Annotated in this window: 16 protein-coding genes; 4 read left to right on the top strand and 12 right to left on the bottom strand. The window is 57.4% G+C overall.

The annotated features are described in order from the left end of the window. Positions 1 to 97 precede the first annotated feature (97 nt). The gene (malT, locus tag ACWKXX_RS15775; protein WP_214601363.1) at positions 98 to 2,803 is read left to right on the top strand and encodes an HTH-type transcriptional regulator MalT; all 2,706 of its coding nucleotides are present in this window, start codon (positions 98 to 100) and stop codon (positions 2,801 to 2,803) included. 98 nt (positions 2,804 to 2,901) lie between these two features. Here malT and ACWKXX_RS15780 read toward each other — a convergent pair whose 3' ends face one another. Genes ACWKXX_RS15780 through glpE form a run of 3 tightly spaced genes read right to left on the bottom strand, consistent with a single transcriptional unit; the run spans position 2,902 to position 4,887 of the window. Continuing rightward, a complete protein-coding gene (locus ACWKXX_RS15780; RefSeq protein ID WP_017384141.1) occupies positions 2,902 to 3,660 on the bottom strand; it encodes a DeoR/GlpR family transcriptional regulator in 759 nt (252 codons plus the stop codon). Positions 3,661 to 3,676: 16 nt separating this feature from the next. Then, positions 3,677 to 4,507, bottom strand: a complete 831-nt coding sequence (gene glpG / locus ACWKXX_RS15785; RefSeq protein ID WP_015571451.1) for a rhomboid family intramembrane serine protease GlpG — start codon at positions 4,505 to 4,507, stop codon at positions 3,677 to 3,679. A gap of 47 nt (positions 4,508 to 4,554) precedes the next feature. After that, positions 4,555 to 4,887: a thiosulfate sulfurtransferase GlpE gene (glpE, locus tag ACWKXX_RS15790; RefSeq protein ID WP_008503062.1), complete on the bottom strand. Its 333-nt coding sequence runs from the start codon at positions 4,885 to 4,887 to the stop codon at positions 4,555 to 4,557. 285 nt (positions 4,888 to 5,172) lie between these two features. Between glpE and glpD the strand changes: the two genes are divergently transcribed. After that, entirely contained in the window at positions 5,173 to 6,681 is a 1,509-nt protein-coding gene (gene glpD / locus ACWKXX_RS15795; protein ID WP_261665944.1) for a glycerol-3-phosphate dehydrogenase, read from the top strand. An 87-nt stretch (positions 6,682 to 6,768) separates the two neighbouring features. Here the strand turns inward: glpD and glgP are convergent, their stop codons facing one another. The 6 genes from glgP to asd all read right to left on the bottom strand — a co-directional run bounded on the left by glgP (position 6,769) and on the right by asd (position 17,480). Next, positions 6,769 to 9,216 (bottom strand): glycogen phosphorylase, encoded by a 2,448-nt coding sequence (gene glgP / locus ACWKXX_RS15800; RefSeq protein WP_032103634.1) that lies wholly within the window; start codon positions 9,214 to 9,216, stop codon positions 6,769 to 6,771. 18 nt (positions 9,217 to 9,234) lie between these two features. Further along, positions 9,235 to 10,668 carry a glycogen synthase GlgA gene (glgA, locus tag ACWKXX_RS15805; RefSeq protein ID WP_017384140.1) on the bottom strand — a complete coding sequence of 478 codons (1,434 nt, stop codon included), beginning with the start codon at positions 10,666 to 10,668 and terminating at the stop codon, positions 9,235 to 9,237. Next, positions 10,668 to 11,963: a glucose-1-phosphate adenylyltransferase gene (gene glgC / locus ACWKXX_RS15810; RefSeq protein ID WP_017384139.1), complete on the bottom strand. Its 1,296-nt coding sequence runs from the start codon at positions 11,961 to 11,963 to the stop codon at positions 10,668 to 10,670. The genes glgA and glgC overlap by 1 nt, the downstream gene beginning before the upstream one ends. 17 nt (positions 11,964 to 11,980) lie before the next feature. Then, positions 11,981 to 13,954 carry a glycogen debranching protein GlgX gene (gene glgX / locus ACWKXX_RS15815; protein WP_015571457.1) on the bottom strand — a complete coding sequence of 658 codons (1,974 nt, stop codon included), beginning with the start codon at positions 13,952 to 13,954 and terminating at the stop codon, positions 11,981 to 11,983. Further along, entirely contained in the window at positions 13,951 to 16,137 is a 2,187-nt protein-coding gene (glgB, locus tag ACWKXX_RS15820; protein ID WP_454540833.1) for a 1,4-alpha-glucan branching enzyme, read from the bottom strand. The genes glgX and glgB overlap by 4 nt, the downstream gene beginning before the upstream one ends. A 239-nt stretch (positions 16,138 to 16,376) precedes the next feature. After that, positions 16,377 to 17,480 (bottom strand): aspartate-semialdehyde dehydrogenase, encoded by a 1,104-nt coding sequence (gene asd, locus ACWKXX_RS15825; protein ID WP_003861575.1) that lies wholly within the window; start codon positions 17,478 to 17,480, stop codon positions 16,377 to 16,379. Between the two features lie 178 nt (positions 17,481 to 17,658). Between asd and yhgN the strand changes: the two genes are divergently transcribed. Continuing rightward, entirely contained in the window at positions 17,659 to 18,252 is a 594-nt protein-coding gene (gene yhgN / locus ACWKXX_RS15830; RefSeq protein WP_003861574.1) for an NAAT family transporter YhgN, read from the top strand. A gap of 394 nt (positions 18,253 to 18,646) precedes the next feature. Continuing rightward, positions 18,647 to 19,093 carry a hypothetical protein gene (locus ACWKXX_RS15835; protein WP_261665941.1) on the top strand — a complete coding sequence of 149 codons (447 nt, stop codon included), beginning with the start codon at positions 18,647 to 18,649 and terminating at the stop codon, positions 19,091 to 19,093. 252 nt (positions 19,094 to 19,345) lie between these two features. On the opposite strand, the gene gntU is transcribed toward ACWKXX_RS15835, so the two are convergent. From gntU to gntR, 3 genes are all read right to left on the bottom strand, one after another. Continuing rightward, positions 19,346 to 20,686 (bottom strand): gluconate transporter, encoded by a 1,341-nt coding sequence (gene gntU / locus ACWKXX_RS15840; protein ID WP_023295539.1) that lies wholly within the window; start codon positions 20,684 to 20,686, stop codon positions 19,346 to 19,348. 3 nt (positions 20,687 to 20,689) lie between these two features. Next, complete coding sequence (gntK, locus tag ACWKXX_RS15845) at positions 20,690 to 21,217, bottom strand: gluconokinase (RefSeq protein ID WP_003861569.1); 528 nt, start codon at positions 21,215 to 21,217, stop codon at positions 20,690 to 20,692. Between the two features lie 126 nt (positions 21,218 to 21,343). Then, a complete protein-coding gene (gntR, locus tag ACWKXX_RS15850) occupies positions 21,344 to 22,339 on the bottom strand; it encodes a gluconate operon transcriptional repressor GntR (RefSeq protein ID WP_003861567.1) in 996 nt (331 codons plus the stop codon). Positions 22,340 to 22,396: the final 57 nt, after the last annotated feature.

Here is a 22,396-nt window from a genome sequence, read left to right on the forward strand (position 1 = left end):
AACTTGCAATAGTTCCTCTATTGGCCGAACTTATAGATATTAATTACGAAGCGCAAAAAAAATAAATTCTCTCGTTCCCCACAGTGAAGTGAAAACTATGTTGATTCCGTCCAAATTAAGTCGCCCGGTTCGTCTTGACCATACTGTGGTCCGCGAGCGCCTGCTGGCTAAACTTTCCGGTGCGCATAATTTCCGACTGGCGCTGGTTACGAGTCCTGCGGGTTATGGAAAAACAACGCTCATTTCGCAATGGGCGGCAGGTAAAAGCGATCTTGGCTGGTACTCCCTGGATGAAGGGGATAACCAGCAGGAGCGTTTTGCCAGCTATTTAATTGCCGCGATTCAGCAGGCAACCAACGGACACTGCGTCACCAGCGAGGTGATGGTGCAAAAGCGCCAGTACGCCAGCCTGTCCTCTCTTTTCTCCCAGCTGTTTATCGAGCTGGCCGAATGGCATCGCCCGCTGTATGTGGTGATTGATGATTATCATCTGATCACCAACCCGGTTATTCACGAGTCCATGCGTTTCTTCCTGCGCCATCAGCCGGAAAACCTGACGCTGGTTGTCCTGTCGCGTAACCTTCCGCAGTTGGGCATTGCCAACCTGCGCGTGCGCGATCAGCTGCTGGAAATCGGCAGTCAGCAGCTGGCCTTTACCCATCAGGAAGCGAAGCAGTTCTTTGACTGCCGCCTGACGTCTCCGATTGAGGCGTCGGAAAGCAGCCGCCTGTGCGATGACGTTGCCGGCTGGGCCACGGCGCTTCAGCTGATTGCCCTCTCCGCGCGGCAAAACAACAGCCCGACGCATCAGTCCGCGCGCCGCCTGGCGGGCATCAACGCCAGCCACCTGTCGGATTATCTGGTGGATGAGGTACTCGACAGCGTTGACCTCTCCACCCGCCATTTCCTGCTGAAAAGCTCCCTGCTGCGTTCCATGAACGATGCGCTGATTGTACGCGTCACCGGCATTGAAAACGGGCAGCTTCAGCTCGAAGAGATTGAACGTCAGGGTCTGTTCCTGACGCGCATGGACGATCACGGCGAATGGTTTAGCTACCATCCGCTGTTTGGCAGCTTCCTGCGCCAGCGTTGCCAGTGGGAACTGGCCGCAGAGCTGCCTGACATTCACCGCGCCGCCGCCGAAAGCTGGATGGCGCAAGGTTTCCCGAGCGAGGCTATCCACCATGCGCTGGCCGCCGGGGATGCCGGTATGCTGCGCGATATTCTGCTCAACCACGCGTGGGGACTGTTCAACCACAGTGAACTGACGCTGCTGGAAGAGTCGTTAAAAGCGCTGCCGTGGGAAAGCCTGCTGGAGAATCCGCGTCTGGTGCTGCTCCAGGCCTGGCTGATGCAGAGCCAGCATCGCTACAGCGAAGTGAACACCCTGCTGGCGCGCGCCGAGCAGGAGATGGAAAGCGAGATGGATACCACCCTGCATGGCGAATTTAACGCCCTGCGTGCGCAGGTGGCGATTAACGACGGTGACCCTGAGGAAGCCGAACGGCTGGCGATGGTCGCGCTGGATGAGCTGCCGCTGGCGAATTTTTACAGCCGTATTGTGGCCACCTCGGTACACGGCGAAGTGCTGCACTGTAAGGGCGATCTCACGCGTTCGCTTTCACTCATGCAGCAAACCGAACAGATGGCGCGCCGCCACGATGTCTGGCATTACGCCCTGTGGAGCCTGATCCAGCAAAGCGAGATTTTATTTGCTCAGGGGTTCCTGCAAGCCGCCTGGGAAAACCAGGAGAAAGCGTTCCAGCTGATCCGTGAACAGCATCTGGAACAGCTGCCGATGCACGAGTTCCTGTTGCGTATTCGCGCTCAACTGCTGTGGGCATGGTCGCGTCTGGATGAAGCAGAAAGCTGCGCCCGCCAGGGTCTGAATGTCCTTTCGAGCTTCCAGCCGCAGCAGCAGCTCCAGTGTCTGGCTCTGCTGGTGCAGTGCTCGCTGGCGCGCGGCGACCTGGATAATGCCCGCAACCATCTTAACCGCCTGGAAAACCTGCTCGGCAACGGGCAGTACCATAGCGACTGGGTGTCCAACGCCGATAAGGTGCGGGTGATTTACTGGCAGATGACCGGCGATAAAAAGTCCGCCGCCAACTGGCTGCGTCATACGCCTAAACCGGAATTTGCCAATAACCACTTCCTGCAAAGCCAGTGGCGCAACATCGCTCGCGTGCAGATCCTGCTGGGTGACTTTGAGCCTGCCGAGATTGTGCTGGAAGAGTTAAACGAAAACGCCCGCAGCCTGCGCCTGATGAGCGATTTAAACCGCAACCTGCTGCTGTTAAACCAGCTTTACTGGCAGGCGGGACGTAAAAACGATGCCCAGCGCGTACTGCTGGAAGCGTTGCAGCTGGCGAACCGCACCGGGTTTATCAGCCACTTTGTGATTGAGGGTGAAGTGATGGCCCAGCAGCTGCGCCAGCTGATTCAGCTGAACACACTGCCAGAACTCGATCAGCATCGCGCCCAGCGCATTCTGCGCGAGATTAACCAGCACCACCGCCACAAGTTTGCGCACTTCGATGAGAACTTTGTTGAACGTCTGCTGAACCATCCGGAAGTGCCGGAGCTTATCCGCACCAGCCCGCTCACCCAGCGTGAATGGCAGGTGCTGGGGCTGATCTATTCCGGCTACAGCAACGAGCAGATTGCCGGTGAGCTGGCGGTGGCGGCGACCACCATCAAAACGCACATTCGCAATCTGTATCAGAAGCTGGGCGTAGCGCACCGACAGGATGCGGTGCAGCATGCGCAGCAGCTGTTGAAGATGATGGGATATGGAGTGTAGATCCTCTGCGGTCTGATGCCCTCACCCCGGCCCTCTCCCACAGGGAGAGGGAGAAAATTTTGTAGGTCGGGTAAGCGCAGCGCCACCCGACACAACCGCTAGCACAATTCCAGCTGCAAATTGTTATCCTTAATTACCTGCATCACGCCCGCCGGCGGCATTACGTCGGTGTAAACCGCATCCACCATGCTGATGCTGCCCATGTTGACCATCGCGTTACGGCCAAATTTGGAGTGGTCCACCACCAGCATCACGTGACGTGAGTTTTCAATGATCGCGCGCTTGGTGCGCACCTCGTGGTAATCAAACTCCAGCAGCGAGCCGTCGCTGTCGATGCCGCTGATCCCCAGAATGCCGAAGTCGAGGCGGAACTGAGAGATAAAATCGAGCGTCGCTTCGCCGATAATGCCCCCGTCGCGGCTGCGCAGTTCGCCGCCCGCGAGGATGATGCGGAAATCGTCTTTCTGCATCAACGTGTTGGCCACGTTCAGGTTGTTGGTCACCACGCGCAGGTTCTCGTGGTTCAGCAGCGCATGGGCGACCGCTTCCGGCGTGGTGCCGATATCAATAAACAGCGTCGCGCCGTTCGGGATCTGGCTCGCCACTTTACGGGCGATACGCTCTTTCTCTGCCGTTTGCGTCGCCTTACGGTCATGCCATGAGGTGTTCACCGAGCTGGACGGCAGTGCGGCGCCGCCATGGTGACGCAGAATACGGTTCTGATCGGCCAGGTCGTTGAGGTCACGACGGATGGTTTGCGGGCTGACGGCAAACTGCTCCACCAGCTCTTCAGTACTGACGTATCCCTGTTTTTTTACCAGTTCGATAATGGCGTCATGACGTTGTGTTTGTTTCATGAAATATCCCTGGGAATTATGTTCGTTTTCGCGCATGGAGCGTATCGGCCAGCGCCATCGCCAGCCCAACCGCCAGGCCGGTAACGTGCGCACCATTGGCGATAGACATACCAAACAGATCAAACCATCCGGCAATAAGCCATATTAACGCAAAGGTTATTAATCCACGTTGTAAATAGATGCCGCTATCCGGGTCGCGCTCGCCTCTGAGCCAGGCGTAACCCATCAGGGCGTACACCACGCCGGATAACCCGCCAAACCATGGACCGCTGAATTTGTGCTGCACGTAGCCGCTTAACAGGGCGCTGATAAGGGTGATCACAATCAGCTTGCCGCTGCCGAGCCGCTTCTCCACCGCCCCGCCGAGATACCACCACCACAGCAGGTTAAAGAGGATATGCATCACAGAGAAGTGCATCAGCGCATGCGTGAAGTAGCGCCAGACGTCAAATTGCAGGGAGGGATCGTAAGGCCATGCGAGGGCAATCATCACGCTCTGGTCGCCCACCACGCTCATAATAATGAAGACGATGATGCAGGCTGCCATCAAAAGCAGCGTAAACGGCCCTGCGCGCTCCCGGAGGGTGGCGAGAAACGGAAAACGTTGATAGTGCAGGCCACTGCCGGTCTGGCCGGATTGCCAGCTTGCCGCCAGATAACGCGGGTCGCCCGGGTTTTCCAGAAAACGCGCCAGCTCGTCGTTCACGCGGCCGGCCTGGCTTTCGTCTGCCAGCCAGACATCCGTCTGTGTATGCTGCTGAATAGTCAGGATAATGCCCTGCGTCGCCATATAGTCGACAAACGCCTGGGCGACGCGCGGGTTGCTAAAAGAGGTGATCATCAACATGGGCAGCGGTCGCTTATTTCCACACAAAAGGGGACAGTATAGCGGGATCAGCGCTCAAACGCGTATTCAACTTCTGCCGGGAAATGACGATGCCAGGCATCGAAGCCGCCATCGACGCTGTATACCGCGTCGTAACCCTGCTGGAGCAGATACTGCGCCGCGCCTTTACTGCTGTTGCCGTGATAGCACATCACCATCACCGGGGTATCGAAGTCGTTATCGCGCATAAACGCGCCCAGCGTGTCGTTGGTGAGATGGAACGCGCCCGGCGTGTGGCCCATCGCAAAGCTCTGCGGATCGCGGATATCCACCAGCACCGCTTTTCCCTGGTGCATCTTCTGATGGGCTTCTTCTACGTTAATACATTCAAACTGATCCATGGTGTTCTCATCTTATATTCAGGTGTGGTGCGGTTTTCCCCTCACCCTACCCTCTCCCGGAGGGAGAGGGAAACGGATCACCCTCTCCCCGTGGGAGAGGGCTGGGGTGAGGGCATCAGACCGCACTATTTTACCCCGTAGTGTACGTCCTGGCGGCGGGTAAACGCCATTATGTTATCCATATCACTCTAAATTGTTTTTTTGATGTTACCAAAAGCGCGTTCCTTTGCTATTATGAGCGATATCGAACATTTTTGAGCTTTAACGAAAGTGCATGAGGGTGTTATGGAAACCAAAGATCTGATTGTGATAGGCGGTGGCATCAACGGTGCCGGTATTGCGGTTGATGCCGCAGGACGCGGTTTATCCGTGCTGATGCTGGAAGCTAACGATCTCGCCTGCGCGACGTCGTCCGCCAGCTCCAAGCTGATCCACGGTGGCCTGCGCTACCTGGAACACTACGAATTCCGCCTGGTCAGCGAAGCGCTGGCTGAACGCGAAGTACTGCTGAAAATGGCTCCGCATCTGGCGATCCCGATGCGTTTCCGTCTGCCTCATCGCCCGCATCTGCGTCCGGCGTGGATGATCCGCATTGGTCTGTTTATGTACGATCATCTGGGTAAACGCACCAGCCTGCCAGGTTCGACAGGTTTGCGTTTTGGCTCAGAGTCGGTTCTTAAACCTGAAATCGTGCGCGGTTTCGAATATTCCGACTGCTGGGTGGACGATGCGCGTCTGGTGCTGGCTAACGCGCAGATGGTCGAGAAGAAAGGCGGCGAGGTGAAAACCCGTACCCGCGCGACCGCCGCACGCCGCGAAAACGGCCTGTGGATTGTGGAAGCGGAAGACGTGGATACCGGTGAGAAGTTTAGCTGGAAAGCGCGCGGCCTGGTGAACGCCACCGGCCCGTGGGTAAAACAGTTCTTCGATGACGGTATGCACCTGCCTTCTCCGTACGGCATCCGCCTGATCAAGGGCAGCCACATTGTGGTGCCGCGCGTGCATACCCAGAAACAGGCTTATATCCTGCAAAATGAAGACAAGCGCATTGTGTTTGTGATCCCGTGGATGGACGAGTTCTCCATCATCGGCACCACCGACGTAGAGTACAAAGGCAATCCGAAAAACGTTGAGATCGACGAGAGTGAAGTCAGCTATCTGTTGAAAGTGTACAACGCGCACTTTAAGAAACAGCTGGCGCGCGATGACGTGATCTGGACCTACTCCGGCGTGCGTCCGCTGTGTGATGACGAGTCTGACTCACCGCAGGCCATCACCCGTGACTATACGCTTGATATTCATGACGTGGACGGTCAGGCGCCCCTGCTGTCGGTATTTGGCGGTAAGCTCACCACCTACCGTAAACTGGCGGAGCACGCGCTGGAGAAACTGGCGCCGTATTACAAAGGCATCGGCCCGGCGTGGACGAAAGGCGCCGTGCTGCCTGGCGGCGATATCGGCGATAACCGCGACGATTACGCCGCGAAGCTGCGTCGCCGCTTCCCGTTCATTACCGAAGGAATGGCGCGCCACTATGCCCGCACCTACGGCAGCAACACCGAACTGTTCCTCGGCGAGGCGAAAGAGATTGCCGATCTGGGCGAGCATTTTGGCCATGAGCTGTACGAAGCGGAACTGCGCTACCTGGTGGAACACGAGTGGGTGCGCCGTCTGGACGATGCTATCTGGCGTCGTACTAAAGAAGGGATGTGGCTGAATGCCGAGCAGCAGTCTCGCGTGGCGCAATGGTTGCAGCAGCATGCGGGAAAGCGTGAACTGTCGTTGGCGTCGTAATTGAAAAAAAGCCGGGTGGCGGCTCCGCCTTACCCGGCCTACTCGATCCCGTAGGCCCGGTAAGCGCAGCGCCACCGGGCTTTGTTTTTACAACCGCACCGGATCAATATGCCAGATATTCTCGGCATACTCTTTGATGGTCCTGTCCGACGAGAAGTATCCCATGTTGGCGATGTTATGCATCGCGGCGCTGGTCCACTTCTCCTGCTGACGGTACAGTTCGTCCACCTTATCCTGACAATCCACGTAGCTGCGGTAATCCGCCAGCACCTGATAGTGATCGCCAAAGTTAATCAGCGAGTCCACCAGATCGCGATAGCGTCCGGGCTCCTCAGGGTTAAACACGCCAGTGGCGATTTGCGTCAGCACCTGGCGTAACTCTTCATCCTCTTCATAATACTCACGCGGCGAGTAGCCCTGCTTGCGCAGCGCCTCCACCTCTTCCGCCGTATTCCCGAAAATAAAGATATTCTCCGCGCCCACATGCTCCAGCATTTCGACATTTGCGCCGTCCAGCGTGCCGATAGTCAGCGCGCCGTTCAGGGCAAACTTCATGTTACTGGTGCCGGATGCTTCCGTCCCCGCCGTGGAAATCTGCTCAGAGAGATCCGCCGCCGGAATAATCAGCTGCGCCAGGCTTACGCTGTAGTTCGGGATAAACACGACCTTCAGCTTATCGCCAATGTCCGGATCGTGATTCACCACCTTCGCCACATCGTTGATGAGATGAATGATGTGCTTCGCCATGTAGTACGCGGACGCCGCCTTACCGGCAAAGATTTTCACGCGCGGCACCCACTCCGCCGTCGGGTCAGCCTTAATGCGGTTGTAGTGGGTAATAACGTGCAGGACATTCATCAGCTGACGCTTGTACTCGTGGATACGTTTGATTTGCACGTCGAACAGCGCTTTCGGGTTCGCCACCACGTTCAGATGCATCGCCAGCCAGACCGCCAGACGCTTCTTGTTCAGCAGCTTGGCTTCCCGTACCGCTTTATTCACCGTCGGGAAATCAATGTGCTGCTCCAGCTCGCTCAGCTGGCTCAAATCGGTGCGCCAGGTGCGGCCAATGTTCTCATCCAGAACATCGGAGAGCGGCTGGTTCGCCAGCGCCAGCCAGCGGCGCGGGGTGACGCCGTTGGTCACGTTGCAGAAACGCGTCGGGAAGATCTTCGCGAAGTCCGCAAACAGCGACTGCACCATCAGGTTCGAGTGCAGCTCTGACACGCCGTTCACCTTGTGGCTAATCACCACCGCCAGCCAGGCCATGCGTACGCGACGCCCGTTGGATTCATCAATGATCGAGGCGCGGCTCAGCAGACCGGTATCGTTCGGGTACTGCTCCTGCAAGGTCTTGAGGAAGTAGTCGTTGATCTCGAAGATGATTTGCAGATGGCGCGGCAGAATTTTGCCGAGCATATCCACCGGCCACGTCTCCAGCGCTTCGCTCATCAGCGTATGGTTGGTGTACGAGAACACCTGGCAGGTTACTTCAAACGCGTCATCCCAGCTGAACTTATGCTCGTCAATCAGCAGGCGCATCAGCTCAGGGATCGACAGCACCGGATGGGTATCGTTGAGGTGAATGGCGGTTTTTTCCGCCAGATTCGCATAGGTTTTGTGCAGCTGATAGTGACGGCTAAGGATATCCTGAATCGTTGCCGAGACGAGGAAATACTCCTGACGCAGGCGCAGCTCGCGGCCTGAGTAGGTCGAGTCATCCGGATACAGGACGCGTGACACATTCTCGGAGTGGTTTTTATCTTCCACCGCCGCGAAGTAGTCACCCTGGTTGAATTTACCCAGGTTGATCTCGCTACTGGCCTGCGCGTTCCACAGGCGCAGCGTATTGGTCGCATCGGTGTCGTAGCCGGGGATGATCTGGTCATAGGCCACGGCGAGGATCTCCTCGGTTTCCACCCAGCGGGATTTTTTCCCTTCCTGCTGAATACGCCCGCCAAAACGCACCTTGTAGCGCGTGTTGTGGCGCTTGAACTCCCACGGGTTACCGTACTCCAGCCAGTAGTCTGGAGACTCTTTCTGACGACCATCCACGATGTTCTGCTTGAACATACCGTAGTCGTAGCGAATACCGTAGCCGCGCCCCGGCAGCGCCAGCGTCGCCAGTGAATCGAGGAAACAGGCGGCAAGACGCCCGAGACCACCGTTACCCAGCCCCGGGTCGTTCTCTTCGTCAATCAGCTCTTCTAAATCCAGCCCCATCTCTTCCAGTGCGTTTTTGACGTCGTCATAAATCCCGAGCGATAACAGCGCATTGGAGAGGGTGCGACCAATCAGAAACTCCATCGACAGGTAATACACCTGTCGCGTCTCCTGCGAAAGCTGGGCGCGGTTGGAGCGCAGCCAGCGTTCGACCATACGGTCACGCACCGCAAACAGCGTGGCGTTCAGCCACTCATGTTTGTTGGCAATAACGGGATCTTTCCCAATGGTAAACATCAGCTTATAGGCGATGGAGTGTTTCAACGCCTCAACGCTGAGCGTGGGGGAAGAGTAGCTAAATGGAGCATTCATATCAGTAACTTCGCCTCGTTACATCAAGCGTTGATAAAGGTCGCGGTAGGACTGCGCCGCAACGTGCCAGCCAAAGTCCATGGACATCGCCTGACGTTGTACGTAACGCCACAGGGATGGACGGGACCACAAGACGAAAGCACGCCGGATCGCCCGAAGCAGCGACCAGGCATTACTGTCCTCGAAAACAAACCCGCTGGCGATACCGTCCGCCAGGTTTTCCAGGGAGCTGTCAGACACCGTATCCGCCAGCCCGCCCGTGCGGCGTACCAGCGGCAACGTGCCGTATTTCAGACCATAGAGCTGCGTCAGGCCGCAGGGCTCGAAGCGGCTCGGCACCAGAATCACGTCCGCGCCGCCCATGATGCGGTGCGAGAACGCTTCGTGATAGCCAATCTGCACGCCCACCTGCCCCGGATGTTCCGCCGCGGCCGCAAGGAAACCTTCCTGCAATACCGGGTCGCCCGCGCCGAGCAGCGCCAGCTGGCCGCCCTGCTCCAGTAATCCCGGCAGCGCTTCCAGCACCAGATCCAGCCCTTTCTGGCTGGTCAGGCGGCTGACCACCGCAAACAGCGGCACCTTGTCGTTGACCTTCAGCCCCATCGCAATCTGTAGCTGGCGCTTGTTCTCCGCTTTGTCCTCCACGGAGTCGCGACCATAGCGCGCCGCCAGCAGGAGGTCCGTTTCCGGATTCCAGATCTGTTCATCCACGCCGTTCAGAATGCCCGACAGGCGACCTTCACGGTGGCGCTGTTGCAGCAGCCCTTCCATACCGTAACCGAACTCCGGCTGGGTAATTTCCCGCGCGTAGGTTGGGCTGACCGCCGTGATGTGGTCGGCGTAGTACAGACCCGCCTTCAGGAACGAAATCTGTCCGTTAAACTCCAGTCCGTGCATGTTAAAGAACGACCATGGCAGATCGATGTCATTCATATGATGCGCGTAATACATGCCCTGATACGCCAGGTTGTGCACCGTAAACACCGATTTGGCCGGGTGCCCCTTCGCCGCCAGATACGCAGGAGCCAGCCCCGCATGCCAGTCATGCGCGTGCACCACGTTCGGACGCCAGAACGGATCCAGTCCGACGGCCATTTCCGCCCCCACCCAGCCGAGCAGGGCAAAGCGCATCACGTTATCGGTATAGGCGTACAGGTTGGTATCGTGATACGGGCTGCCGGGTCGATCGTATAAATGCGGGGCATCAATCAGGTAAATCCCTACGCCATTGTAATGTCCAAACAGCAGGGTGATACGTCCCGCGAAGGTCTCGCGACGGGTAACAACCTTTGCATCGGGAATACCGCGCCGGATATCCGGAAAAGCGGGCAACAACACGCGGGTATCCACCCCTCCGGCGATTTGCGCCGCTGGTAATGCACCAAGAACATCCGCCAGGCCGCCCGTTTTTAACAACGGGAACATCTCAGAACATACGTGTAAAACCTGCATCATCGCTCCTGTTTGATTTGCAGCTTCCGCAACATTTCCCGTGTTACTAACACGATCCCCTCTTCCGAACGGTAGAAACGACGCGCATCTTCTTCCGCGTTTTCCCCAATCACCATCCCTTCGGGAATGATGCAGGCACGATCGATAACGCAGCGACGCAGACGACATGAGCGTCCTACCCAGACATCCGGCAGCAGAACTGCCGAATCGATATTACAGAATGAGTTTATACGCACGCGCGGAAACAGCACGGACTGCACCACCACCGAACCGGAGATAATGCAGCCGCCAGAGACCAGCGAGTTGAGCGTCATGCCGTGGCTGCCGGAGCGATCCTGAACGAACTTCGCCGGCGGCAACGATTCCATATGCGTGCGAATCGGCCAGTTCTGGTCGTACATATCCAGCTCAGGCGTGACGGACGCCAGATCGAGGTTGGCTTTCCAGTACGCTTCCAGCGTTCCCACATCGCGCCAGTAAGGCTCCGCATTCGGATCGGACTGCACGCAGGACAGCGGGAAGGGATGTGCATACGCCATGCCAGCTTTGGTAATTTTCGGGATGATATCTTTACCGAAGTCGTGGCTGGAGTTTTCGTCTTTGTCGTCCTCTTCCAGCAGTTCATAAAGGTAATCGGCATCAAAGACATAGATCCCCATGCTGGCGAGCGATTTGGTGTCGTCGCCCGGCATGGTTGGCGGGTTCGCCGGTTTTTCGACAAAGTCGATAATCTTGTCGTCGCCATCTACATGCATCACGCCAAACGCGGTTGCTTCCGCAACAGGCACCGGCAGACACGCCACGGTGCAGCGCGCCCCTTTTTCGACGTGGTCGATTAGCATGTGGGAGTAATCTTGCTTGTAGATGTGGTCCCCGGCGAGGATAACGATGTATTCCGCGCTGTAGCGACGAATGATGTCGAGGTTCTGGGTCACGGCATCCGCCGTGCCGCGGTACCAGTTCTCCCCGTGAACGCGCTGCTGCGCCGGGAGCAGATCGACAAACTCGTTCATCTCTTCGCTGAAGAATGACCAGCCGCGCTGAATGTGCTGCACCAGCGTGTGCGACTGATACTGGGTAATGACGCCAATACGGCGAATGCCTGAGTTCAGGCAGTTGGAAAGTGCAAAATCGATAATACGGAACTTACCACCAAAGTGAACGGCCGGTTTGGCGCGCTTGATGGTCAAATCTTTCAGACGGGTACCACGCCCGCCCGCGAGTATCAGGGCAACTGTTTTTAATGGTAGCTGGCGCGCCAACATTAACGGATCGTTCTTCTCTAATCTAACCATGACTAACTCCTTTTTTATCATCTTTGGAATACGCACACTCCGTGCGCAGGCCCGTGCCAGACAGCCATAACAACCGGATTATCCGCTCCGGCAAAGGGAGGAATGGCTCGCCATTCCCCGTCAGGTAAAACAATCTCTGCGACGTCATCCGTCGCGTTCAGCGTCACCAGCCACGCATCCGAAAGCAGGATTTGCAGACAGGGTATGCCGTGTTGCCACTCTTGCGCGCTTAACGGTTGCGCGTCTTTATTCAGCCAGCGAACGTTTCCGTCGCCCTCTTCCCACCAGCGGTCGGCGGTGAGCGCGGGGATGCGCTGGCGAAGATGGATCAGCGCCGCGGTGAAATGGGTCAGCCCGCTGTTCGCTTCTCCCCAGTCGAGCCAGGTCAGGGTGTTGTCCTGGCAATAGGCGTTGTTGTTGCCGTGCTGGCTGTGGCCGTGCTCATCGCCCGCCAGCAGCATCGGCGTGCCCTGCGACAACAAAAGCGTCGTCAGCAGCGCATGAACGCTGGCGCGTCGCCGCTCGATCACATCCAGACTTCCGCCTAACCCTTCTATACCATGGTTGAAGCTATGGTTATTGTTAGTCCCATCGCGATTCTCCTCGCCGTTTGCCTCATTGTGTTTCTGATTGAAACAAACGCAGTCGCGCAGCGTAAAACCGTCGTGTGCCGTCAGCAGGTTAATGGTGGCCGACGGACGTTTGCCGTCACGCTTGAAGAGATCGCTGGAGCCGGCAAAGCGACCGGCAAACTCCCCCAGCGACAGATCGCGCGTCAGCCAGAAGCGGCGGATGGCATCGCGGAAGTGGTCGTTCCACTCGGCAAACAGCGGCGGGAAATTCCCCACCTGATAACCGCCCTCTCCGATGTCCCAGGGCTCCGCGATCAGCTTAACCTTTGAGAGCACCGGGCAGTTTTTGATGGCCTCAAACAGCGGCGCCTGCTGGCTGAACGCCGGGGTGCGCCCCATCACCGGCGCCAGGTCGAAGCGAAAACCGTCCACGTGGAACGTCTCAACCCAGTATTTCAGGCACTCGTACGCGTAATGCATAACGGCCGGATGACTGAGGTTGAGGGTGTTACCGCACCCGGTCCAGTTCTCGTAATCGCCGTCGTCCCTGATCCAATAATAGCTACGGTTATCGATTCCGCGCTGTGAGAGCGTCGGGCCGTCAAGATCGCTTTCCGCACTGTGGTTCAGCACCACGTCCAGAATGACCTCGATACCCGCCGCGTGAAGCGCCTTCACCGCATCGCGAAACTCATCCCGTGCCTTCTCCGGCTGCACCGCGTAGCGCGGGTCGAGGGCGAACATCGCCAGCGGGTTGTAGCCCCAGTAGTTGCTTAACCCAAGACGCTGTAGCCGCGGCTCGCTGGCGAAATGCGCCACGGGCAATAGCTCCAGCGCGGTGATCCCTAAGTGCTTCAGGTACGCGACCATCGTCGGATGCCCAAGCGCTTTGTAGGTGCCGCGCATCTCTTTAGGGATTGACGGGTGCAGATATGTCAGCCCTTTAACGTGAGCTTCATAAATAACGGTGTTGCCCCACGGCGTGCGCGGCGGGGCATCGTCTTCCCAGTCGTAGAGATCGTGCACCACCACGCTTTTGGGCGCGACGGGCGCGCTGTCGCGGTGGTCAGGTTCGCCGTAGCCAACGTGGAACAGCGAGTCATCTTTAAACTCACCGTCCACGCGGTGCGCGCACGGGTCAATCAGCAGCTTCGCCGGGTTAAACCAGTGCCCCTGAGAGGGCTCCCAGGGGCCGTGTACGCGAAAACCGTAGTGCATCCCCGGCCGTCCTCCGGCCAGGTAGCCATGCCAGGTATCCCCCGTGCGCGCCGGTAAATCGTAACGGTGCTCGTTACCTTCCCCGTCAAACACACAGAGTTCCACCCGCTCCGCATGGGCGGAAAAGAGCGTGAAGTTCACCCCCTTTCCGTCAAAGCTCGCCCCGAGCGGTTCGGGTTTACCTGCCGTAAGCTGCGTCATTCTCCCTCCCGCACCAGCCAGATTGTGCCAAGCGGCGGCAGCGTCAGGCTCAGGGAGTTCGGACGGCCGTGGCTTTCAATGGCATCGCTCTGCACCAGGCCACCGTTACCGGCGTTGCTGCCGTGGTAGTGCATGGAGTCGGTATTGAGAATTTCGCGCCATTTGCCCGGCTGGTTAATGCCGAAGCGGTAGTGTTCGCGCGGCACCGGCGTGAAGTTGCTGGCGACGATGATCTCGTTACCCGCCTTGTCGCGGCGCACAAAGACAAACACCGAGCGCTCGTGGTCGTCCACCACCAGCCACTCAAAGCCGTACGGATCGAAGTCCAGCTCGTGCAGCGCTTTGTGGTGGCGATAAGTCAGGTTCAGGTCACGGACCAGACGCTGTACGCCGTGGTGCCAGTTGTCCGCACCTTCCAGCAGATGCCAGTCAAGGCTGGTATCGTGGTTCCATTCGCGGCCCTGAGCGAACTCGTTACCCATAAACAGCAGCTTTTTACCCGGAAAAGCAAACAGCCAGCCGTAGTAAGCGCGCAGGTTGGCAAACTTCTGCCATGGGTCGCCCGGCATGCGGTCGAGAATGGATTTCTTGCCGTGCACCACTTCATCGTGCGACAGCGGCAGCATGAAGTTTTCGGTGTAGTTATAGAGCAACCCGAAGGTGAGCTTATCGTGGTGATACTGACGATAAACCGGGTCGAGCTTCATGTAGTCGAGCGTGTCGTGCATCCAGCCGAGGTTCCATTTGTACCAGAAGCCCAGACCACCCATTGCCGGTGGACGGGAAACGCCCGGGAAGTCGGTGGACTCTTCCGCCATGGTCACGGCGCCTTCCACCTGCTCGCCGATAATGCGGTTGGTGTTGCGCAGAAACTCAATCGCTTCGAGGTTTTCACGGCCACCATACTCGTTCGGGATCCACTCCCCCTCTTTGCGGCTGTAGTCGCGGTAGATCATCGACGCCACCGCATCCACGCGCAGGGCATCAATGCCGAAGCGCTCGATCCAGTACAGCGCGTTCCCGACCAGGTAGTTCGATACTTCACGGCGACCGTAGTTGTAGATCAGCGTGTTCCAGTCCTGGTGATAGCCTTCGCGCGGGTCGCTGTGCTCGTACAGCTTTGTGCCGTCGAACTCTGCCAGCGCAAAATCATCCGACGGGAAGTGGCCCGGCACCCAGTCGAGGATCACGTTCAGCCCGGCGGCGTGCGCGGCATCGATGAAATAGCGGAAGTCATCGCGCGTGCCGAAGCGGCGCGTGGGCGCATACAGCCCGGTTGGCTGATAGCCCCAGCTGCCGTCAAATGGGTGTTCGTTGATCGGCAGCAGCTCCAGATGGGTAAAGCCCATCCATTTGGCGTACGGCACCAGCTGGTCCGCCAGCTCGCGATAGCTCAGCCAGAAGTTGTTATCGGTGTGGCGACGCCACGAGCCGAGATGCACTTCATAGACGGAGATTGGCGCATCAAAGCGGTTGGCCTGCTTGCGCTCCTCACTCTGGACAACCTTCTCCGGCAGGCCGCAAATCAGCGAGGCGGTATTCGGGCGTAGTTCTGCCTCAAAGGCGTACGGGTCGGATTTAATGCGCAGCTTGCCGTTGGCATCGATCATCTCGAATTTGTAGAGCTGACCGTTGTGCGCGCCGGGGATAAACAGCTCCCAGATGCCGGTTTCCCGGCGCAGGCGCATGGGGTGACGACGACCGTCCCAGTAGTTGAACTGCCCGACGACGGAGACGCGCTGGGCGTTTGGCGCCCATACGGCAAAACGCGTGCCGGTGATACCGTCCATGGTATCCGCATGGGCACCCAGCGTTTCGTAGGGGCGTAAATGGGTCCCTTCGGACAGCAGCCAGGCGTCCATCTCTTTTAAGAGCGGGCCGAAGCTATAGGGATCGTCAATGAGGTTTTGCTGACCGTGCCAGATAACGGCAAGCTGATAACGAAAAGGATTTTTACGGCGGGGCATGACGCCCGAGAAGAAGCCACGCGAGTCGAGGCATTCCAGATTACCCACCTTGCGGCCGGTTTTGGATTCGATAACCCACACTTCTGTTGCATCCGGTAACAGCGCCCGAACTTCCAGTCCGGCGTCAGTACGGTGCATCCCTAGCACAGAAAAGGGGTCGGCAAAATGACCCGCAATAAGCGCATCAATCACGTCTCTCGAAATACGATCGGACATGGTATTCATCCTGTTTTTTTATGTCGCCCTTTTTACGCGCTCCGGGACGACTTTTAATGTGACCTAAACGGTGCAGTTAATCCTCTCTGCTCCGCCCTACCCTCAGGTGAGAAATAAATCTTCCTTAAAGCATAGCCAACGTCGTGGGTCCTCCTGATAAAAAATAAGACATCTGCGTTTTACTCCATGTAGTACGCAAAAAAAGGGGGTGACAATCACCCCCCGTGTTTAACAAATTATTACGCCAGCTGGCGCAGCATGCGGCGCAGCGGCTCGGCTGCACCCCACAGCAGCTGATCGCCAACGGTGAACGCGGAGAGGTACTCCGGCCCCATGTTCAGCTTGCGCAGACGACCAACCGGGGTGGTCAGCGTGCCGGTAACGGCTGCCGGGGTCAGTTCGCGCATGGTGATATCGCGATCGTTTGGCACCACTTTCGCCCACGGGTTGTGTGCGGCCAGCAGCTCTTCCACGGTCGGAATAGACACATCTTTTTTCAGTTTAATGGTAAAGGCCTGGCTGTGGCAGCGCAGCGCGCCGATACGCACGCACAGACCGTCAACCGGAATGGTGTTCGCGGTGCCGAGGATTTTGTTGGTCTCAGCCTGGCCCTTCCACTCTTCGCGGGTCTGGCCGTTATCCAGCTGTTTGTCGATCCACGGGATCAGGCCACCGGCCAGCGGTACGCCAAAGTTATCCACCGGCAGCTCGCCGCTGCGGGTGAGCTGAGTGACTTTACGTTCGATGTCGAGGATGGCGGACGCCGGGTCTGCCAGCTCGGCAGCGACGCTCTGGTGCAGCTGGCCCATCTGGGTCAGCAGCTCACGCATATGACGCGCGCCGCCGCCGGAGGCCGCCTGGTAGGTCGCCACGGAGACCCACTCCACCAGATCCTGTGCGAACAGGCCGCCGAGGGACATCAGCATCAGGCTGACGGTGCAGTTACCGCCAACAAAGGTTTTCACGCCGTTGTTCAGGCCGTCGGTGATGACGCCCTGGTTAACCGGGTCAAGAATAATGATGGCATCGTCTTTCATGCGAAGCGAAGAGGCCGCATCAATCCAGTAGCCCTGCCAGCCGCTTTCACGCAGCTTCGGATAGATTTCGTTGGTATAATCGCCGCCCTGGCAGGTCACAATAATGTCGAGTGCCTTCAGCGCTTCCAGATCGTAAGCATCCTGCAACGTGCCTGTGGTACCCCCAAAGGACGGTGCAGCCTGGCCGAGCTGGGAAGTGGAGAAGAAGACCGGGCGGATGGCGTCGAAATCGCGCTCTTCAACCATGCGTTGCATGAGTACAGAGCCGACCATACCGCGCCAGCCGATAAAACCAACGTTTTTCATAGCATTTTTTTCCTGCAAGGGGTGTGTGCTGATTGTGCAAGCCAGTATTGAACTGGGATATGCTTCACATTACAAAATGCTGCCAAAGTCGCAAGCGAAATTAATCGATGATTGCCCGGCAATCAGAAAAAGTGCTAATCATCGCAATGACCACAATAAGTATCAGGGATAATTTAAGATGAGTGAAATCATTTCCGCAGCGGTTTTATTGATCCTGATTATGGATCCGCTCGGTAATCTGCCGATCTTCATGTCGGTGCTGAAGCATACCGAGCCGAAGCGCCGCCGGGCGATCATGATCCGCGAGCTGCTCATCGCCCTGCTAGTGATGTTTATCTTCCTGTTCGCCGGTGAAAAAATCCTCGCTTTCCTGAACTTACGCGCCGAAACGGTCTCCATTTCCGGCGGGATCATTTTGTTCCTGATTGCTATTAAGATGATTTTCCCGAGCGCGGAGGGCAGCAGCAGCGGCCTGCCTGCGGGTGAAGAGCCGTTTATCGTGCCGCTGGCAATTCCGCTGGTCGCCGGGCCAACGATTCTGGCGACGCTGATGCTGCTGTCGCATCAGTATCCGAATCAGATGAGCCATCTGGTGATTGCCCTGCTGATCGCCTGGGGCGGGACGTTTATTATCCTGTTGCAGTCGTCGCTGTTCCTGCGCCTGCTGGGTGAGAAAGGGGTGAACGCGCTGGAGCGCCTGATGGGGCTGATTCTGGTGATGATGGCGACGCAGATGTTCCTGGACGGGATCCGGGCATGGATGAAAGGGTAGGTAAAAGCAAAACGGTAATCTTAGATTGCCGTTTTTAGTATTTGCCCCCTCTCCCCGTGGGAGAGGGCCGGGGTGAGGGCATCAGGCCGCACCCTAAAATAATATTTCGTTTTGCGAGCCGCCTTCCAGAGCCTCTCTTGCCACTCCGCCCCCAACGCAGTATCTTCTTGCCGCGCCTGCAAAATCAGGCGTCAGGGTTGGTCCCCTGTTATCCTCATCCGCGATGAATCTCTTTTTATCGCGCAGTCAGTTACACTTCAATGGTGGGCTGGACGGTGGCGCCGCAAGGCGCGCCGGTAGCTGATGAGGCCGGTAGGACCAACTCCGTTCAGTCCATCACCAGTGAGGTTGGTCCCTCCAAAGATGGTCAACTCAACTCATTAGAGGCTGTCTTATGACTACTCCCCCTAACTTTTCTCACACTTTATTTACTACCCCGTTCGATCACACTACCGATTTCACCGAACTGGCGGACAACTGCGAGCGATTCGTAGACGTGCTGGTTGAATGTGACGATTCAGCACAAAAGATGGCGCTATGCGGACGGCTTTCCGCCTGCCTCACCCTGCTCCAGCCAACGCTGCTTGAACCTGTTCCGGAATATTTAAAAGCCAGCCTGACGGTGGATGACCTGCCGCTGGACGTGCCGGTCTTTGAACCGGAGATCGATCAACTGGGGAGATACTGCCAGCTGCTAACGCAAATGCTGTTGGCTCGAACGCTCTCGACGAGCGATGAAAGAGTCGCAGGAGATTTGTTGCAGGATTTAGTGGGGTTTTACAGTGATACGCTGAAAGCGCCGCGCTGGTTGCGCACAAAGGAAGGCATCGTGCCGCTGTAAAAAAGCCGGGTGGCGCTTACGCTTACCCGGCCTACGGGACCTGAGGTTTTTGTAGGTCGGGTAAGGCGAAGCCGCCACCCGACAAATTAAGACCTCTGCGGCCTGATGCCCTCACCCACAGGGAGACGGAGCAAACCAGCACCTACTTTTGTAGGTCGGGTAAGGCGAAGCCGCCACCCGACAAAATACGCCCTCTGCGGCCTGATGCCCTCACCCCAACCCTCTCCCACCGGGAGAGGGAGAAAACCGGGATTAGCTCAGCAAAGTAAACGCAATCATCCCAACAATCGCACCCGTCGTGCCGAGGATGGTTTCCATCAGCGTCCAGGTTTTCAGGGTTTGCGCTTCGGTCGCGCCGGTAAATTTACCGAACAGCCAGAAGCCCGCGTCGTTAACGTGAGAAACCACAATCGAGCCACCCGCGATACAGATAGAGAGCGCCGCCATCTGCGCACCGGAGTAGTTCAGCTGTTCAATCACCGGCATCACCAGACCCACGGCGGTTAAGCACGCTACGGTCGCGGAGCCCTGAATGATACGTACCGCCGCGGCCAGCACGAAACAGGTGACTGCAATCGGCAGCCCCATCCCGGTCAGCGCTTCGCCCAGCGCCGGGCCAACGCCGGAATCCACCAGCACCTGCTTAAACACGCCGCCCGCCCCGATCACCAGCAGGATAATCCCCGCCGGTTGCAGCGCGGCACCACAGATCTCCATCACGCGGTCTTTCGGCATACCCTGACGCATCGCCAGGCCGTAAATTGCTACCAGACACGCCACCAGGATCGCGGTGAACGGATGACCAATAAATTCGAACCATTCGTAAGCGGTTGACCCCACCGGCACAAAGCGCGCAGCGATGGTTTTCAGGCCCACCAGCACCAGCGGCAGCAGGATCAGCGACAGGCTGAAGCCGAAGGACGGCATTTTGCCCTCGCCCAGGTGCGGCTCGGAGATGTCATCCGGAATGTGCAGCTCAACGTAACGGCTGATGAAGTTGCCCCACAGCGGACCGGCGATAATCATCCCCGGAATTGCCGCACACAGGCCAATCAGGATCATCCAGCCAAAGTCAGCATGCATCTGGGAGGCCAGCAGCATCGGCGCAGGCCCCGGCAGCAGGAACGCCGCCGCAGCCGCCACGCCCGCAAACAGCGGAATGACCAGCTTCACGAGGTTGGTACCAGTATGCCGCGCCATGGAGAACGCCACGCTAATCAGCAGCACCACCGCCACTTCAAAGAACAGCGGCAGCGCGCAAATCAGACCGGCCAGACCAATCGCGTAGTGCGCACGGCTGTGCCCGAAGGATTTCAGCATCTTGACGGCAATCTGATCGACCGCGCCCGTCTCGTGCAAAATCTTGCCAAACATCGCGCCCAGCGCCACCACAATGGCCAGGAAGCCGAGCGTGCCGCCCATCCCTTTTTCCATCGTCGCCGCGATTTTGTCGAGCGGCATGCCGGAAAAGAGACCGGCACCAATAGAAACCACCATCAAAGCCACAAAGGCGTGCATACGCGCCTTCATCACTAAAAACAGCAGCAGCAATACGGAACCCACTGCTGTCAAAACTAGCGTTAATGTACTCAAAACTTACTGCCTTTTATTAATAACCTCGATGGTGCTGGCAACAACACCTTCCAGCGGCTGATCGATATCAACCACTAAGACATCCTGTTCGTCAGCTCCCGGCTCCTGCAACGCTTCGAACTGCGTTACCAGCATCTGGGTTTTGAAGAAGTGGCCTTTACGCGCCTTCAGGCGGCTTTCAATCACCCCGAAATCACCTTTCAGGTAGATGAAAGAGAGGTTCGGGTTGCCGTCGCGCAGCAGGTCGCGATAGGTTTTTTTCAGTGCGGAACAGACGATCAGGGAGACTTTATTGGTGCGCTGCATCGCGAACGCGGCGTCATTCAGCGCCTGCAACCATGGTTTGCGGTCGTCGTCGTTCAGCGGCTCGCCGGAAGCCATTTTCATGATGTTGCTGCGCGGATGGAGGAAGTCACCATCAAGAAACGCAGCCTGGAGTTGATGCGCCACTTCGCTCGCCACGGCAGATTTACCGCTACCGGACACGCCCATCAGGACGTAAACGTGGTGATCGTGATTAGTCGTGCTCAAAGGGTGTCCCTCAGTCAATTGTTACGGGTAACAGTTATCGGTAACATTGTCCTGCCGGGGCATATGAGAAGCAATATCCAAACGTGCGCGAAGTGAATAAGTGTGAGCTACTTCAAATTTGTCGGATTAAATAGATCCACCTGGTGACAAGGTGAAACCTAAATCTAACATTTTAGGAGTAACTGCCTCACCACGAATGCGCGCCAGCAGGCGTTCTGCGCCAATGCGGCCCATGCGTTCACGCGGGGTCAGGACGCTCGCCAGACGCGGCTCCATCACCTGGCCAATGTCGTGGCCGTGGAAGCCGGCAATCGCCATATCATCCGGGATTTTTAAACCCAGACGCTGGCACTCAAACGCGGCGCCGACCGCAAGGTCATCGTTGGTGCAGAAAATACCGTCCAGTTGCGGATACTCGCGTCGCGCCTGACGCATCAGCTCAATACCCGACGTGTAAGAAGAAGATTGCTCCACCATCACGCTGTACGGGGTCAAACCAGCGTCGAGCATCGCCTGCTCGTATCCCTTCTGTTTGATGATAGTACGTTCATCCAGACGCGCACCCAGATAGGCCACATGGCGATGACCGCGGGCGATGATCGCCGCCGTCATCTGACGCGCCGCTTCAAAGTTATCGAACCCCACGGCGATGTCGAGGCACGGCGACTGGCTGTCCATCAGTTCCACCACCGGAATGCCTGCCACTTCAATCATTTTCAGCGTGCGCGGGGTGTGAGTACGTTCCGTTAAAATCAGGCCGTCGATGTTCCAGGAAAGCATCGATTCAAGACGTTCCTCTTCCAGTTCCGGCTTGTACCCGTAGTGGGCGAGCATGGTCTGATAGCCAAACGCATCGGTGACGCTTTCAATGCCACGCAGCACTTCGGCGAATACCTGGTTGGTTAAGGAAGGAAGCAGGACGCCCACCGCACGGCTGGTCGCATTGGAGAGAATATCGGGCGCGCGGTTGGGGATATAACCCAGTTCATCAAGGGCGGCGGCAATCTTGCCACGCAACGCCACGGAAACCTGTTCCGGGTTACGTAAAAAACGGCTGACCGTCATTTTGGTCACACCGACGCGATCGGCGACATCCTGAAGTACGGGGCGTTTCTTTTTCATCGTCCTGAGAAATCTTGAAGTGAGAGATTTGCTCAGTTTATCACGGACAAAGCTCAA

This window comes from Enterobacter sp. UPMP2061 (genome assembly GCF_053709615.1).